Source organism: Sporosarcina ureae DSM 2281 (assembly GCF_000425545.1).
Lineage (GTDB): Bacteria > Bacillota > Bacilli > Bacillales_A > Planococcaceae > Sporosarcina > Sporosarcina ureae.
Map to the genome: position 1 here is coordinate 101,119 of NZ_AUDQ01000011.1, position 17,276 is coordinate 118,394.

General features: G+C 40.9%; 13 protein-coding genes and 1 rRNA gene. 8 read left to right on the forward strand and 6 right to left on the reverse strand.

Annotated features, from left to right (window positions below):
* Positions 1-50: 50 nt before the first annotated feature.
* The 6 genes from mnmG to rpmH form a co-directional block, all read right to left on the reverse strand.
* The gene (gene mnmG, locus H605_RS0111650; protein ID WP_029054383.1) at positions 51-1,940 is read right to left on the reverse strand and encodes a tRNA uridine-5-carboxymethylaminomethyl(34) synthesis enzyme MnmG; all 1,890 of its coding nucleotides are present in this window, start codon (positions 1,938-1,940) and stop codon (positions 51-53) included.
* 30 nt (positions 1,941-1,970) lie between these two features.
* Positions 1,971-3,356, reverse strand: coding sequence for a tRNA uridine-5-carboxymethylaminomethyl(34) synthesis GTPase MnmE (gene mnmE, locus H605_RS0111655; protein WP_029054384.1), 1,386 nt, complete (start codon positions 3,354-3,356; stop codon positions 1,971-1,973).
* Between the two features lie 554 nt (positions 3,357-3,910).
* Positions 3,911-4,735 (reverse strand): RNA-binding cell elongation regulator Jag/EloR, encoded by an 825-nt coding sequence (gene jag / locus H605_RS0111660; protein ID WP_029054385.1) that lies wholly within the window; start codon positions 4,733-4,735, stop codon positions 3,911-3,913.
* Complete coding sequence (gene yidC / locus H605_RS0111665; protein WP_198040303.1) at positions 4,732-5,508, reverse strand: membrane protein insertase YidC; 777 nt, start codon at positions 5,506-5,508, stop codon at positions 4,732-4,734. Before yidC ends, jag begins: the two co-directional genes overlap by 4 nt.
* Before the next feature lie 93 nt (positions 5,509-5,601).
* Complete coding sequence (gene rnpA, locus H605_RS0111670; protein WP_029054387.1) at positions 5,602-5,940, reverse strand: ribonuclease P protein component; 339 nt, start codon at positions 5,938-5,940, stop codon at positions 5,602-5,604.
* A gap of 119 nt (positions 5,941-6,059) precedes the next feature.
* Positions 6,060-6,194, reverse strand: coding sequence for a 50S ribosomal protein L34 (gene rpmH / locus H605_RS0111675; RefSeq protein WP_029054388.1), 135 nt, complete (start codon positions 6,192-6,194; stop codon positions 6,060-6,062).
* Positions 6,195-6,698: 504 nt separating this feature from the next.
* Between rpmH and dnaA the strand changes: the two genes are divergently transcribed.
* From dnaA to H605_RS0111715, 8 genes are all read left to right on the forward strand, one after another.
* On the forward strand, positions 6,699-8,048 hold the full coding sequence (dnaA, locus tag H605_RS0111680; RefSeq protein WP_029054389.1) for a chromosomal replication initiator protein DnaA: 1,350 nt from the start codon (positions 6,699-6,701) through the stop codon (positions 8,046-8,048).
* Positions 8,049-8,219: 171 nt separating this feature from the next.
* Complete coding sequence (dnaN, locus tag H605_RS0111685) at positions 8,220-9,356, forward strand: DNA polymerase III subunit beta (protein WP_029054390.1); 1,137 nt, start codon at positions 8,220-8,222, stop codon at positions 9,354-9,356.
* A 119-nt stretch (positions 9,357-9,475) separates the two neighbouring features.
* Entirely contained in the window at positions 9,476-9,715 is a 240-nt protein-coding gene (yaaA, locus tag H605_RS0111690) for a S4 domain-containing protein YaaA (protein WP_029054391.1), read from the forward strand.
* Positions 9,705-10,823, forward strand: a complete 1,119-nt coding sequence (recF, locus tag H605_RS0111695) for a DNA replication/repair protein RecF (RefSeq protein ID WP_029054392.1) — start codon at positions 9,705-9,707, stop codon at positions 10,821-10,823. The genes yaaA and recF overlap by 11 nt, the downstream gene beginning before the upstream one ends.
* Positions 10,824-10,871: 48 nt before the next feature.
* Positions 10,872-12,794 carry a DNA topoisomerase (ATP-hydrolyzing) subunit B gene (gene gyrB / locus H605_RS0111700; RefSeq protein WP_211225432.1) on the forward strand — a complete coding sequence of 641 codons (1,923 nt, stop codon included), beginning with the start codon at positions 10,872-10,874 and terminating at the stop codon, positions 12,792-12,794.
* A gap of 68 nt (positions 12,795-12,862) precedes the next feature.
* A complete protein-coding gene (gene gyrA, locus H605_RS0111705; RefSeq protein ID WP_029054394.1) occupies positions 12,863-15,397 on the forward strand; it encodes a DNA gyrase subunit A in 2,535 nt (844 codons plus the stop codon).
* Positions 15,398-15,530: 133 nt separating this feature from the next.
* Positions 15,531-16,652, forward strand: coding sequence for an HD-GYP domain-containing protein (locus H605_RS0111710; RefSeq protein ID WP_029054395.1), 1,122 nt, complete (start codon positions 15,531-15,533; stop codon positions 16,650-16,652).
* 427 nt (positions 16,653-17,079) lie between these two features.
* Positions 17,080-17,276: ribosomal RNA gene (locus H605_RS0111715) — 16S ribosomal RNA — on the forward strand; the annotation flags it as partial.

The following is a 17,276-nucleotide window of genomic DNA, read 5'->3' on the forward strand; positions in this document are numbered from 1 at the left end:
TTCTCATTCCTTTTCAAAAAGACTGACGCTACTAAGCGCCAGTCATAGACTCAACCGGATACTTTCGCAATTTTTCCTTGTTCAATATAGACAAGCAAGATTGAGATATCTGCTGGATTGACACCGGAAATACGCGATGCCTGCGCAATCGACAATGGTTGTACTTCTTTAAGGTTTGCCTTTGCTTCTTTCGCAATACCTGAAATCGCATCATAATCAATATTTTCCGGAATCCGCTTATTCTCCATCTTTTTCATTCTTGCTACTTGCTGCATGGACTTTTCAATGTATCCTTCATACTTAATGAAAATCTCTACTTGTTCCGCCACTTCTTCGTTAATTTCTTCAAGTGGTGGGACTACCTTACGCAACTCGCTATACTTCATTTCCGGCCGCTTCAATAAATCAGCCGCCTTCATTGGCTCACGAAGTGCTGTTCCACCAACTTCAGCAATAATTGCCTGTATCTCTTCGGTCGGCTTCACAGTAACCTTGCGTAAATGATCAATCTCCGCATCAATTTGTGCTTTCTTCGCCAAAAACTTCGTATGGCGCTCTTCACTAATCATGCCGTTTTGATAACCAATTTCCGTTAAGCGCATATCAGCATTATCATGACGAAGTAAGAGGCGATATTCCGCGCGTGATGTCAATAAACGATATGGCTCACTCGTACCTTTAGTGACCAGGTCATCGATGAGTACGCCGATATACGCATCACTGCGTCCAAGAACGACCTCTTCCTTGCCAAGAACGTTGCATGCTGCATTGATTCCCGCCATCAATCCTTGTGCCGCGGCTTCCTCATACCCTGATGTTCCATTGATTTGGCCAGCTGTATACAAGTTTTTGATTTTTTTCGTTTCCAACGTTGGCCATAGTTGAGTCGCAATTATAGAATCGTACTCAATTGCATAGCCAGCACGCATCATTTCAGCCTTCTCAAGTCCTGGTACACTCGCAATTAGGCGATGCTGTATATGTTCAGGAAGACTTGTTGACAACCCTTGCACATATACTTCTTTTGTATTACGACCTTCAGGCTCGAGGAAAATTTGATGACGGGACTTGTCCGCAAAACGCACAATTTTATCTTCAATGGACGGACAATAGCTTGGTCCTTTTCCTTTAATCATCCCCGAATACATCGGAGATAAATGAAGATTTTCATTGATGATTTCATGCGTTTCCGGAGTTGTATACGTTAACCAACATGGCAACTGGTCCACAATGAATTCAGTTGTTTCATAGCTGAATGAACGCGGTACGTCATCTCCTGGCTGAATTTCTGTCTTGCTGTAATCAATCGAATTGCTGTTGATACGTGGTGGTGTTCCAGTTTTGAATCGAACCGTCTGTAAACCGAGTTCCTGCAGATGTTCCGCCAGTTTGATGGACGGCATTTGGTTATTCGGTCCACTGGAGTATTTCAGATCTCCAATAATAACCTCTCCGCGTAAAAATGTTCCTGTTGTAATAATGACAGTCTTCGCACGGAAAATTGCACCAATCTGTGTCACTACGCCTTTTATTTCGTCGTCTTCTACGATCAACTGCTCGACAACCCCTTGGCGAAGTGTCAAATTCGGCTCTTCTTCCAGTATCCGCTTCATTTCTTGCTGATACAGTACTTTATCCGCTTGTGCACGCAAAGCACGCACTGCCGGACCTTTCCCTGTGTTTAATAAACGCATTTGAATATGCGTTTTGTCTATGACCTTTGCCATCACACCGCCAAGTGCGTCTATTTCCCGCACTACAATACCTTTTGCAGGTCCTCCTAATGAAGGATTACACGGCATGAAAGCAATCATGTCTAAATTCATTGTTAAAACTAATGTCGATGCGCCCATCTTGGCTGATGCATAGGCTGCTTCTGCGCCTGCGTGTCCAGCTCCGATGACGATACAATCGAACCTGCCTGCTTCAAATTGTGGCATGTTCGTTCATCCTTCCCATTTATAAAATCATTATTTTCCGAGGCAGAACTTTGAGAACAACTCTTTAATTAAACTGTCTTGTACGGTATCACCGATTATTTCACCGAGGATTTCCCATGTGCGTGTAACATCTATTTGAATCATGTCGACAGGAACTCCTGCTTGTGCTGCTTGTACCGCATCGTTAATCGTATTGCGTGCCTGTTTTAGTAACGAGATATGGCGAGCATTGGATACATAAGTCAGGTCATTGGATTCCAGTGAACCTTCGAAAAACAGTGTGGCAATCGCTTCTTCTAACTCGGTAATACCTTGCTCTTGAAGAATGGAAGTAGTAATCACGCGATCTCTTCCCGCCACTTCGTAGACTCGTTCCAGATCAATCTTTGTTGGTAAATCCGTTTTATTGACGATGACGAGCATATCCATGCCGGCAACCACTTCGAATAATCGCTCATCTTCATCTGTTAACGCTTCAGAGCTATTAACCATCAATAGTATGAGATCCGCTTCTTTCAGTACCTTCCTTGAACGTTCCACACCAATCCGCTCGACAATATCTTCCGTCTCCCGGATTCCTGCAGTATCGACAAGACGCAATGGAACTCCACGAACGTTGACATACTCTTCTATAATATCACGGGTAGTGCCCGCAACATCAGTAACAATCGCTTTGTTTTCCTGCACTAAGCTGTTAAGCAATGATGATTTCCCAACGTTCGGACGTCCTACAATTACGGTCGACAATCCTTCACGCAAGATCTTTCCTTGTGATGATGTACGCAATAATTCATCAATCTCATCCATTACCCACGTTCCTTTTTCAATCATCAAAGGAATCGTCACTTCTTCTACATCATCATACTCTGGATAATCTATATTAACTTCCACTTGTGCAAGTGTTTCGAGTAGTGCTTGTCGCAATTCACCTATCAAGTGGGATAGTTTCCCCTCCATCTGGTTAAGTGCAACGTTCATGGCTTTATCTGTTTTGGCTCTGATTAAATCCATAACTGCTTCGGCCTGTGATAAATCAATCCGCCCATTAAGAAATGCTCGTTTAGTAAACTCGCCGGGTTCTGCTAATCTAGCCCCCTCTGTCAATACCAATTGAAGTACCCTATTGACCGAAGTGATACCTCCGTGACAGTTGATCTCCACTATGTCTTCGCGCGTGAAAGTCTTTGGCGCTTTCATGATCGACACCATGACTTCTTCCACTAATTCTTCAGTGGCGGGATCATGTAAATGTCCATAATGAATCGTGTGCGATGGTTGTTCGCAGAGTGGTTTGGCTGCTGGTGACTGAAATATACGGTCTGCAATCTTCCATGCGTCATCGCCGCTCAGACGAACGATGGCAATCGCTCCTTCTCCCATGGGAGTGGAAATGGCGGCTATCGTATCAAAATGCAAGTTTTTCACCTTCCTGGCTTTGTTGTGCACATGTGCATATCTTTTATAGCGAATACTACTTTCTAACAACCTATATTATCATAAAGCGTCGGAATCTCCTAGCACGCGAATTTAAATTATGTGGATAATTTCAGGAATTTTGAACCAAGCGTCACGGTAATTTATCATGTGCTAGCAGTCGACAAAGAACACTGTCGTTTCAAGCTTTCTAGTGTAGAAAGTTTCTTGAAGAAATATGTGAGATGCAGAAAATATGCCCGAAAGTGAAGGTAGTTTTGAGGTGGTGATTTGAAGTGCCAGGATGTACTCTCAATGCTTCGCTTATGCTTCACAATTCATTCTCCATGAAGGATCTTGCTCTAGGCGGTCGCATGTCTTATGGATCCGCGGTGAGCGCAGGTGTATAGATATGCCCTTAGCGAAGAAAGCAGCTCAATTCACGTCTCATGCAAAGCGTATCTAACCGAATGTGCAATCCCCTCGTACTCAAATCATTATTCTTAATATTTTAGGTGCATTAAAAAACCCCGCAGAAAACGCTGCGGGGTTTAGTTTTATTCAATTCCTTTGATGACAATGTGGCGGTATGGGTCTTTTCCTTCTGAAAATGTCTCGATATCAAGTCTGAGTGACAACGCGTTATGGATGACCTTTCTTTCGTAGGAAGGCATCGGCTCTAGCGCAACTTGACGTTTTGTACGTACTGCACGGTCTGCCATGCGATCTGCCAGCTGTTCGAGCGATTGCTCGCGGCGCTCACGGTAATCTGCAACATCTATTCGAACAATTTTGAATTGCTTTGTTACCTTATTGGCTACGAGTTGCGCTAATTGCTGGATCGCATTGAGCGTTTGTCCTCTTTTGCCTATTAAGAATGCTGCTTTTTCACTTTCAAGCTGGAAATTGATGTACTTCCCTTTTGTTTCATACGTAATAACCAAATCTTCGATACCCATTTCTTTTGCCATGTCCTCAATGTACTGTTTCGTTTCTTCAATAGCATCTTTTTCATTATAGATCTTAGCTTCAGGTACTCTTTCACTTTCCTTTATATCCACAACGTTTTCTGATGGCTTTGCTTTAATATGAGGCTGTTGAACAACTTGCGGTGCCTTAGTAACGGGAGATAATATTTCACCGTCATCTGTAAACGTCTGTGTCGATTCAGTTACTCGAGCGATAGCAGGTTTAGGGTCTGGTTTCGATTTCTCTAAGACAGTTACAAGCACTTCCGCTTGCTTTACGCCAAAACCAAGAAAACCTTTCCTGCCATTTTCCACTACCTGTATCTCTACTTGTTCTTTTGTTACACCCAGGTCCTGTAAAGCTGATTCAATTGCTAGCTCAACGGTTGCTGCCCTTTGTGTAAGTTGTTTCATTTCTTTTTCCCTCCTGTTTTCACTACTTCGACGTTTTTCGGCTTATCAAACGGCTTATAGATGAAAATGTTTTGGAGCAGTGAAATGATATTCCCAACAATCCAGTATAAAGCGAGTGCTGCTGGTAAGAATGAACCGAATACCATGATCATAAATGGCATGATGTACATCATCATCTTCATCTGTGGGTTATCCATTGCGGGTCCTGTACGTAAAACCGTTAATTGGAACAAACCAGCGATGACTGCAAATATAATACTTGGTGAACCAAGTGCAACACCCAGGAAGTTGCCTAACTCAATCGTTGGTGTGGCATTCATCCGGCTGATCGCGTGGTAGAAACCAATAAATATTGGCATTTGGATGATAACCGGTAGACATCCTGCAACTGGATTAATCTTTTCGTTGATCATAATCTGTTGCATTTCTTCTTGATACTTTTTCTGTGTGACAGCGTCTTTTGATTTATATTTCTCTTTCAACGCTTTAAGTCTTGGCTGAATCTCTTGCATACGCTTTGAACTTTTCGTTTGTTGAATAATCAATGGAAGCAATGCAGTACGAATGATCGCCGTAACGACGATAATCGCTAATCCGTATGTACCTAGCCATGATTTGAATTTCATAATCAATGTAACAAGTGGCCAAACAATATATTCGTTCCAAACTCCTGTACTTTCTGCTGTGATCGGCTGTTGGAATTCCGAACAACCTGCCATGAATACGGCGACAACAACAAGTAATGAAAGGAACACTAATTTCTTTTTCAACATTTTTTCCTCCAAACAGTTGCAAGATCAATTTTAAATTTTTTTCAGTGTAACACGATGGCTTTGATCGTTCTACATCCAAGTAGAACTATAATTTCACTTAAAGACTTTTGCGATCTTTAAAACATGTCGCAGATTTTTTTTGGCCGTATGGAAATCGAGCGTGGCAGCTTGATTTCTTGCGATAATAACATAATCTAGATCAGATTTGACTTCATCTTTCATTTCCAGGAACGATTGTCGTATATAACGCTTAATCCTGTTACGCGTAACGGCATTACCGACCTTTTTGCTGACGGATAGGCCAATTCTAAATTCTTGCTGATCTTCCTTCTTATAGGTATAGACAATAAACTGTCGGTTGGCAAAAGACTTTCCTTTTTTAAATACTGTTTGAAATTCTTTATTCTTTTTAATTCGCTGGCTTTTCTTCATAATAGCACCTGCTTTTATTTTCTACCGTCTTAATCTGCTACTCCACTATATAGAGGAGACCTACTAGTTAATTGAAATCGCTCTAATAGCTAAAAAAAAGACCACTGATGTCAGTGGCCTTATGCTGAAAGAACTTTTCTTCCTTTACGACGACGAGCTGCTAAAATTCTACGGCCGTTTTTCGAACTCATTCTTTGGCGGAAGCCGTGGACTTTAGCGCGTTTACGTTTATTTGGTTGGAATGTACGTTTCATTTCGTAAGACACCTCCTGCTTTGATTGTCTCTTTTCCTACTATGACAGTCTTGAATAGTATAGCGATTCAGTAAAAGAATGTCAATGCTTTTCTATTCCTACTCGGGAGATCTACTCACAACATTTCTATTTCCATACAATACTTATCCACAGCGGGAGAAAGTTATGCTCTGGATGAAATGTTGATGCCTATATTTGTGGATTTTTTAATCCGGCATTTGTCGACAAGTTTTTCACATATTCAGGTCTGTGGATAACTACTTTATGCACAGTTAATGGGATTGTGCATAAATCATCAGACTCCTTGTCAATATTCAGTTTCCCTGTTACAATTAAAAAGCTTTTGTTGTGTATATAATTTATAGCTAAAATCTTATCCACATATGTGAATACAGTGTGGATAGTTTTTTCAACATGTTTCGATAATTTTTATCCACAGCCTTGGATACTGTGCATAAGCGTATTCCGGGCTTTTTAATATTTTATTGTAAAGGAGGCACACGATTGGAAAATCTATCGAGTTTATGGGAGCAAGTATTAAAGAATATTGAAGCTAGGGTTTCGAAACCCAGTTTTGAAACGTGGTTAAAATCGACAAAATTACTGACGTATGAAGCTGAACATGCAACTATTTCTGTTCCAAATTCATTCGCCAAAGATTGGCTCGAGACACATTACGTCCATTTGATCACGGGGATCTTATCCGAATTGACAGGTGAAGATCGAATCGTTGAATTTATCGTTCCGCAAGATCTGGCGGAGAACGATATTAAATTACCAAAGACACAGCCGAAACCAGTAGAGAAAGCACCTATGATCAACTCAGCCGGTATGCTAAATCCAAAGTACACCTTTGATACATTTGTCATTGGATCAGGAAATCGCTTTGCCCATGCTGCTTCCCTTGCAGTTGCTGAAGCACCTGCAAAAGCCTACAATCCACTTTTTATATATGGTGGTGTTGGATTAGGAAAAACACACTTGATGCATGCAATCGGCCATTATGTACTGGAGCAAAACCCTGCATTAAAGGTAGTCTATTTATCATCTGAAAAATTCACGAATGAGTTCATTAACTCCATACGGGACAATAAAGCGGGCGATTTTAGAGATCGTTACCGCAATGTAGATATTCTTTTAATTGATGATATTCAATTCCTAGCTGGAAAAGAACAAACACAAGAAGAGTTCTTCCATACATTTAATACGTTGCATGAAGAATCAAAACAAATTATTATTTCCAGTGATCGTCCTCCAAAAGAGATTCCTACACTGGAAGACCGTTTACGTTCCCGCTTTGAATGGGGATTGATCACAGACATAGCTCCACCTGACTTGGAAACGAGAATTGCGATTTTACGTAAAAAGGCAAAAGCAGACGGTCTAGTCGACATTTCAAATGATGTTATGTTGTATATTGCTAATCAGATTGATACCAATATTAGAGAACTTGAAGGCGCGTTAATCCGCGTCGTTGCATACTCCTCGTTGGTAAATGCTGATGTCACCACTGACCTGGCAGCTGAAGCATTAAAGGATATTATTCCAAATTCCCGCCCGCGTATTATATCCATTCTGGACATCCAAAAGGCAGTCGGTGAGCACTTTAATATCAGACTAGAAGACTTTGTAGCAAAAAAACGGACGCGGGCTATTGCATTTCCACGTCAAGTTGCGATGTATCTATCAAGAGAGCTCACAGATTCCTCATTGCCGAAGATTGGTTCGGAGTTTGGTGGCCGAGATCATTCAACTGTCATTCACGCGCATGAGAAGATTTCCAAACAGCTCGATGAAGACAAAGCATTGCTACAAGATATTCAAGATATTAAAAAGGTATTAGGAAGAGCATAATGTATTGTGGATAACTGTGGACAAGTAGTGCAGGGTCGTCCACGTATTATGCACATGTGGGAAACTATGATTCTCATACATTCAAAAGGCTTTTCCACATATCCACAGGCCCTACTACTATTACTACTATATTTAATTACTTAATTATTATTATATAAGCGAGGTATCTATATGCAGTTTGAAATTATGAGAGACAGATTATTGGATGGATTGAGCGATGTAGTGAAAGCGATCAGTTCAAAAGTAACGACGCCTATTTTGACAGGTATCAAATTAGAGATTACTGAAAAGGGATTAACGATGACTGGAAGTGATTCAGATATTACGATATCCACTTTCATTCCAGTAGAAGAAGATGGTACTCAAATTATTCAAACGATCCAACCAGGTACATTGGTGTTACAAGCAAAAGTCTTCAACGAGATTATTCGCAAGCTCCCAACAAATGAAGTCATGATTGAGTTACGTGATGGAATGAAAACGCATATTCGTTCTGGACAGTCTGAATTTCATATCATTGCCCAAAGTGCTGATGAATATCCCATTTTGCCGGATGTAAAAGATGCAGAGCGTTTTGAAATGCCTGCGGACTTAATGAAATCACTTATTAGAGAGACTGTATTTGCAGTATCCCAACAAGAGACACGCCCAGTTCTTACAGGTGTTCAATGGATTATGAAAGAGCATGAGCTGTATTGTATTGCAACGGATAGTCACCGATTGGCTAGACGAATTGTGACACCTGAGATTCAAGCAAACTCACCATTCAATGCGGTAATACCAGGTAAAAGTCTTCAGGAACTAAGCAAAATATTACCTGACGATTCTACAGCTGTAGAAATTTTTATTGCGAATCAACAAGTATTATTTAAGCTTCACAACGTTTTGTTCTATTCAAGACTACTGGAAGGTAATTACCCTGACACATCTCGTCTGATCCCAATTGAATACAAAACGTCTATCACAATTAATGGACGCAATTTATTACAAGCAATTGATCGCGCGTCCTTATTAGCTCGTGAAGATCGGAATAATATCGTGCACTTCTCAACAGATGGTAGTCCACATGTGCAAATCTCTTCTAACTCACCGGATGTCGGAAATGTAGAAGAGTTGGTAGAAGCTGTGGATATTGAAGGGGAACCTTTGAAAATTTCATTCAGTGCAAAATATATGATGGATGCCTTAAAAGCAATTGATGGCCAAGATTTAAAGATTCATTTCACCGGCAGCATGCGCCCATTCATCTTGAAGTCAATTGACAGCGAAGCAATTCTACAATTAATTTTGCCGGTTAGAACGTTTTAATTTGTAACTAAAGAAAATATCTTGTAATCGGGTAGTCAACATGTTGGCTACCTTTTTACTTATTGAGAAAAGTTAGGTAAACTAGAGAGACAGAATACATTATGAGGGATTGAGTAAAAATGGAAACCGTACAGTTTAATTCAGAATATATTACGCTAGGTCAATTATTGAAAATGACGAATGTTATTAGCTCAGGTGGAATGGCTAAATGGTTTTTAGGTGAAAACATTGTCTACGTGAATGGCGAACCAGAACAACGACGTGGTAAGAAATTATATGACGGAGATGTAGTAAATATCCCGGGCGCAGGAAAATTCAAACTGTCAGCGGATGAATCTGGACAGTCGGATGCATATTGATCGTCTTAAATTAACGAACTATCGAAATTATGAGGCTCTGGAATTAAATTTCTCTCCTACGATGAATGTATTGATCGGTGAAAATGCACAAGGGAAAACCAATGTCATGGAGGCTATTTACGTATTAGCAATGGCAAAATCCCACCGCACATCAAATGATCGAGAACTGATACGCTGGGAACAAGAGTGTGGTAAAATAGAAGGGGACGTCCAACGTAAATTTGGATATATGCCGATCGAGCTGACGATTTCTAAAAAGGGGAAAAAAGCCAAAGTCAATCATTTGGAACAAAATCGTTTGAGTATGTATGTCGGCCAAATGAATGTAGTCATGTTTGCGCCTGAAGATTTGAATATCGTAAAGGGCAGTCCACAGCTGCGCAGGCGTTTTTTAGATATGGAAATTGGACAAATCTCGAGAGTCTATTTGCATGACTTGGTCAATTTCCAAAAAATATTAAAGCAACGCAACGCATTGTTAAAAGCAAATCGCGGTAAATTGGATCTCCAGGATGTAATGTTCGATATTTACACAGAACAGTATATTCAAGTGGCAGTTCAAATTATTCTAAAGCGTTTTTACTTTATGGAATTACTACAAAAATGGGCAAATCCTATTCATCAAGGAATTTCACGTGGTCTTGAAACACTGGAAGTTTCATATGGGACTTTAAAAGACCTACATTCTGGGCAGACTGCTGAAGAGATGGAGACGATTTTTGCTGATCAGTTAAAGAGTGTGCGAAGACGCGAATTAGAACGAGGGCTTACACTGGTAGGTCCACATCGTGATGATTTGCAGTTTTTTGTCAATGGGTACGATATTCAAACGTACGGTTCACAAGGACAGCAACGGACGACTGCACTTTCTTTGAAACTGGCGGAAATTGAGCTAGTAAAGCAAGAAGTGGGCGAAACTCCAATTTTATTGCTGGATGATGTGTTATCCGAATTGGATGATTACCGACAGTCACACTTGTTGAGTACGATGCAAGGACAAGTTCAAACATTTGTGACGACAACCAATATCGCAGGAATTGATCATAACACGATCCAGGAAGCAGCTATTTTTGAAGTGCATGATGGATCTGTTTTACCTAGAGATTAGATTGTTGCGGTTTGATAGTATTGGAAAGGAAAGGTGAACACCTTGGCAATGGAAGAAAAGGATATGCAGACTTCTTATGATGCAAGTCAGATACAAGTGTTGGAAGGTCTTGAAGCTGTCCGTAAACGTCCTGGTATGTACATTGGGACAACAAGTGCAAAAGGGCTCCATCATCTTGTGTGGGAAATAGTAGACAATAGTATCGATGAAGCTCTCGCAGGTTATTGTGACCATATTGAAGTAACTATAGAGAAAGATAACTGGATTAAAGTAGCCGATAATGGCCGTGGAATTCCAGTCGGCATTCAGGAGTCAACAGGTAGACCAGCCGTTGAAGTCATTATGACCGTACTTCACGCAGGTGGTAAGTTTGGTGGCGGTGGATATAAAGTATCCGGTGGTTTGCACGGCGTAGGATCTTCAGTCGTCAATGCTTTGTCAGAGAAGACGGAAGTCTATGTTAAACTGGATAAAAAGTTATATGCAATTGAGTTTTCTAGAGGCCCTGTCTCAAAAGAGCTTGAAGTCATTGGTGAGTCGGATGAAACAGGTACTACAATCCGTTTTAAGGCGGACTCTGAAATCTTTACCGAAACAACGGTATACGAGTATGGCATATTAGCCACACGTTTGCGTGAACTTGCGTACTTAAACCGTGGTTTGCGTATTAGTATTACCGATGAACGTGGTGAGGAACCCGTATCCGAAATGTTTCACTATGAGGGCGGAATTAAATCATACGTTCAGCATTTGAATGCAAATAAAGAGCCGATCTTTGAAGATCCAATTTACATTGAAGGCGAACGCGATGGTATTACTGTTGAGGTCGCTATGCAATACAACAGCGGCTACGGTGAAAATTTATTGTCATTTGCTAATAATATTCATACGTATGAAGGCGGAACACACGAGCAAGGTTTCAAAACTGCCTTAACTCGCGTGATTAACGACTATGCACGTAAAAACGGTTTATTGAAAGAGTCAGAAGACAATCTGACCGGAGATGATGTGCGTGAAGGCCTGACGGCTATCGTCTCCATCAAGCACCCTGATCCTCAATTTGAAGGTCAAACCAAAACGAAATTGGGTAACTCAGAAGTTAGCACGATTACGAACTCTTTGTTTTCCGAAGCACTGCAACGTTTCTTAATTGAAAATCCAGTAGTAGCGCGTCAGGTAGTAGGTAAGAGTACGATGGCTGCAAGAGCACGTATGGCTGCGAAAAACGCTCGTGAATTGACACGTCGCAAATCGGCGTTAGAAATTTCGAGTTTACCGGGAAAACTATCGGATTGTTCCTCAAGAGATCCAGCTATCAGTGAATTGTATATCGTTGAGGGTGATTCTGCCGGAGGTTCTGCGAAAAATGGTCGCGATCGTCACTTCCAGGCAATCTTGCCGCTACGAGGAAAAATCCTCAATGTAGAAAAAGCACGTTTGGACCGTATTCTCGGGAACGCAGAGATTCGTATGATTATTACGGCACTCGGTACAGGAATCGGACCTGAATTTAACTTGGATAAAGCTCGTTATCATAAGCTAGTCATCATGACAGATGCTGACGTTGATGGTGCCCATATCCGTACATTATTATTAACCTTCTTCTTCCGTTTCATGCGTCCGCTAATTGAAGCTGGCTATGTATATATTGCACAGCCACCACTTTATCGTGTCCGTTCAGGAAAAAGAGAAGAATATTGTTATGACGAAGAAACGTTGCAAGAAATCCTGAGCAGTATGCCTGCCTCACCAAAGCCAGATATTACACGATACAAAGGTTTGGGTGAGATGAATCCTGAGCAACTATGGGAAACCACAATGGATCCTGATAAACGCACATTCCTACAAGTCCGTATGGATGACGCAATAGAAGCTAATGAAACGTTTGAAGAACTAATGGGTGATGAAGTAGAACCACGCAGAAAGTTCATTGAAGATAATGCAGTTTACGTACAAAATATCGATACTTGATTAATCGTGACAGATTATTTAGCAATGACCGAACTCATAGATGTAAGTGGTGAAAGGAGCTTGACAACATGGCAGATTTGCCAAAAGGCGGAGTGCAGGAAATAAATATTAATACGGAAATGAAGACTTCATTTCTGAACTATGCGATGAGCGTTATCGTTTCTCGTGCGCTTCCGGATGTTCGAGATGGTTTGAAGCCCGTACATCGCCGCATTTTGTATGCTATGCATGACTTGGGCATCACTGCGGAGAAACCGCATAAAAAGTCAGCCCGTATTGTAGGGGACGTTATTGGTAAGTACCACCCGCACGGCGATAGTGCGGTATATGACACGATGGTACGGATGGCTCAAGATTTCAGTTATCGCTATATGCTAGTAGATGGACACGGTAACTTCGGCTCTGTTGATGGTGACGGAGCGGCTGCAATGCGGTATACGGAGTCTCGTATGTCTCGTATTGCAATGGAGTTATTGCGTGATATCAATAAAAATACAATCGACTTCCAAGCAAACTATGACGAGCAGGAAAAAGAGCCTGCCGTCTTGCCAGGTCGTTATCCCAACTTGTTGGTAAACGGTACATCGGGAATTGCCGTAGGTATGGCAACAAACATCCCACCCCATCACCTCGGTGAAACGATAGACGCTGTACTTGCTTTGGCAGAGAATAGCGCAATTACAACCGAAGAACTCATGGAAATCATTCCAGGTCCCGATTTCCCAACTGGCGGTATGATACTTGGGCGTAGTGGAATTCGTCGTGCTTATGAAACGGGTCGGGGTTCATTGATCATTCGTGGAAGAGCGGAAATTGAGACAGCCGCAAATGGCCGTGAAACGATTATCGTTAATGAAATTCCATTCCAAGTAAATAAGGCGAAGTTAATTGAGAAAATTGCAGAGCTCGTGCGTGATAAGAAGATTGACGGCATTACACACTTAGCAGACGAATCAGACCGTACAGGTATGCGTATTGTCATTGAAGTAAGAAGAGATGCGAATGCCAACGTATTATTGAACAATCTATATAAACAAACTGCCTTGCAGACTAGTTTTGGAATCAATATGCTGGCACTGGTAGACAAGCAACCAAAAGTATTGTCGTTGAAGGAAATTCTATACCATTACTTAGAACACCAAAAGGTAGTCATTCGCAGACGTACTCAATTTGATTTGAATAAAGCAGAAGATCGTGCACATATTTTGGAAGGATTACGTATAGCGCTTGATCATATTGATCGGATCATTGCACTAATCCGTGCATCCAAGACAACGGCTGAAGCAAAAGCAAACTTGATGGAGACATTCGAGTTATCTGATCGCCAGTCTCAAGCTATTCTCGACATGCGTCTGCAACGTTTAACTGGATTAGAACGAGACAAAATCGAGTCAGAGTACCAGGAGTTGCTGACACTTATTGCTGAATTACGTGCAATTTTAGCGGATGAACTGAAATTAATTGAAATTATCCGTGAAGAATTAAGCGAAATTAAAGAACGTTTTGCTGACGAACGTCGAACAGAGATTATGCTTGGTGGTTCTGAAATGCTTGAAGATGAAGATTTAATTCCAGTGGAAAACTCCATTGTGACATTAACTCACCAAGGGTATATTAAGCGACTGCCAGCTAATACGTATCGCAGTCAAAAACGTGGCGGTCGTGGAATCCAAGGTATGGGCACAAATGAAGATGACTTTGTAGAGCACTTACTAAATACTTCAACGCATGACACGATTTTACTGTTTACGAGCAGAGGCCGTGTATTCCGTAAAAAGGGCTATGAAGTTCCTGAATACAGCAGAACTGCCAAAGGATTGCCGATAATTAACCTACTTGACTTCCAAAAAGGCGAAAAGGTTACAGCAATGATCCCAATCGATGAGTTTACTGAAGATCACTATTTATTCTTCTCGACAAAACAAGGTGTTATTAAACGAACGTCGATTATGGACTATGCCAATATTCGTGCGAACGGCTTAATTGCATTAGGATTGCGTGAAGACGATGAACTGATCTCTGTTAGATCAACTGATGGAAAGTCAGATATTGCAATCTGTACCAAACAAGGTATGATGATCCGCTTTGACGAGGAAAGCATCCGTCCGCTCGGCAGAACTGCTGCGGGTGTACGTGGTATTAGATTGCGTCAAGAGGATGAAGTAATTGGCATGGATATCGTAGATGAAGGTGACGATATTCTAGTAGTTACTGAAAAGGGATATGGCAAACGCACACATGAAAGTGAATACCGAGCTCAATCACGTGGCGGTTATGGATTAAAAACAATGCATATGACGGATCGAAACGGTAGTATTGTCGCGATGAAGTCGGTTAACGGCGAAGAAGATTTAATGTTAATTACGATTCACGGGATCTTAATCCGTATGTCAATTGGTGATATTTCTATATTTGGCCGATCAACACAAGGTGTACGACTCATTCGATTAGCTGATGACGAACGTGTAGCAACGGTCGCAAAGGTAGAAAAAGATGATGACCTTGAAGAAGAGTTGGAAGAAGATATAGAAGGCCAACTGGAAGTGTCTAAACAAGTACAACCAGATACAGACTTAGAAGCTGAAACAGATTCAGAAGAATAAAGAAAAGTTATTGAAGGGGCGTAATACGTCACTTCAATAACTTTTTTTGCTTTTATTAGGAAAAAATACTCAGGTATCTATCCATATAATTGAGAATATTGTATATTAATAGGTAGAGCAAAGAGGAAATTAGGTGATAGCGTTGGATATTTATAAAGAGGTAAATGAATTAATACCAGGTAGTTTTCTTAAAGAGGATTTGTATGCCAATACACGAAATCCCATTATGGTTAAAGACACCAAGTTAATGCTAGAGCATTTTGAAGTACTTCATTCATTTGGTATTACCCGCGTGCTGGTCGAGTCAAAGGCACTTAGTAAAATAGAACAAGGACCGACGGAGAAAATAACGGAGGTAAAATTAACTCCAGAAGTAGAGAAGCAGATGACTCAAAATGCTCCTACAAAATCAAGGTCTTTGGAAACGCTATACGATGAAGCAGTAGAGTCATACAGAAAAGAATTCATTAGTTATAGATCAGGCAAGAAATTGGACGTTGCAGCCGTGCGTACAATTGTTTTACCTGTAATTCAAGCATTTTTGGAGAATAAGGACTACGTCAGAAGACTAAATGAGTTTTCTACATTACAAAACTATCGCGCACACCATTCTATTAGTGTCGGCATTCTGGCAGCCTTAATAAGTGAAGCAATGGGGTATCCAAGAGGGCAAGTACTTCAAATTGGAATAGCTGGCGTACTGGCAGACAGTGGTATGGCAAAAATTGATGAAAAGATTATCGATAAAGTAGCATTTTTAACGAGTGAAGAGCTAAGTGAAGTGAAAAAGCATGTCATTCACAGTTTCCAAATGGTCAACGATTCTTCATTAGTACGTCAGGAAATGAAAGTAGCGATTTTGCAGCATCATGAGCGCTTTGATGGTAGCGGTTATCCAAGAGGACTGAAAGGGCAGGAGATTACAGAAATCTCTCAAATACTCTCAGTGGCGGACGTGTACCACGCTATGGCATCCGAAAGACCGTACAGACAGAAGGAAAGTTCTTTTAAAGTAATCGAGTTAATGAGGGAAGAGGAATTCGGCAAGTTTGATATGAAGGTAATTGAAGTACTTCACGAACTGATCAATAAGCTGTCGATTGGAACAAAAGTAAAACTTACGACTGACGAGATAGCAGAAGTCATTTACTTGCACCGTGACTTCCCGTTGCGTCCAATCGTGAAAGTTCTAGATACGGGCACGCATACTGATCTATCGTCTAATAGAAGAATTTCTATAGTTAAGATCTTTTAATAGAATAACTTTGTAAACAATGAGGAAAGTAAGCTATTTTATGCGGGTGTGCATTTCTACATTGGAATTTATAGTGGAAGCATATCCGTATTTCATTGTAGGTATGGTGTTTTCAAGGATTATTAAAAATGATTTATAAAAGTGCTTGCATTCTCATAAATAGGGTGGTATATTTATAAGCGTCGCATCAAGCAGTTGCGAAAACATCAAACTTAACAATAAAAACTTTTTAAGTAAAAGTGTTGACAACAAAACGATGAGATGTTAATATAAGAAAGTTGCCTCTTACGAGAGACTAACGAAATGAACCTTGAAAACTGAACAGCAAAACGTTAACGAAATACAGTTTATGCATTTAACGATGACATAAACAAAATGAGTATCTTAATTGATGCCAGCAAATGAAACTCGAGCTAATCGAATTTCTCTTATGGAGAGTTTGATCCTGGCTCAGGACGAACGCTGGCGGCATGCCTAATACATGCAAGTCGAGCGAACTGTTGGAAGCTTGCTTCCAACAGTTAGCGGCGGACGGGTGAGTAACACGTGGGCAACCTGCCCTTCAGATGGGGATAACTCCGGGAAACCGGGGCTAATACCGAATAATCCATTCTCTCGCATGAG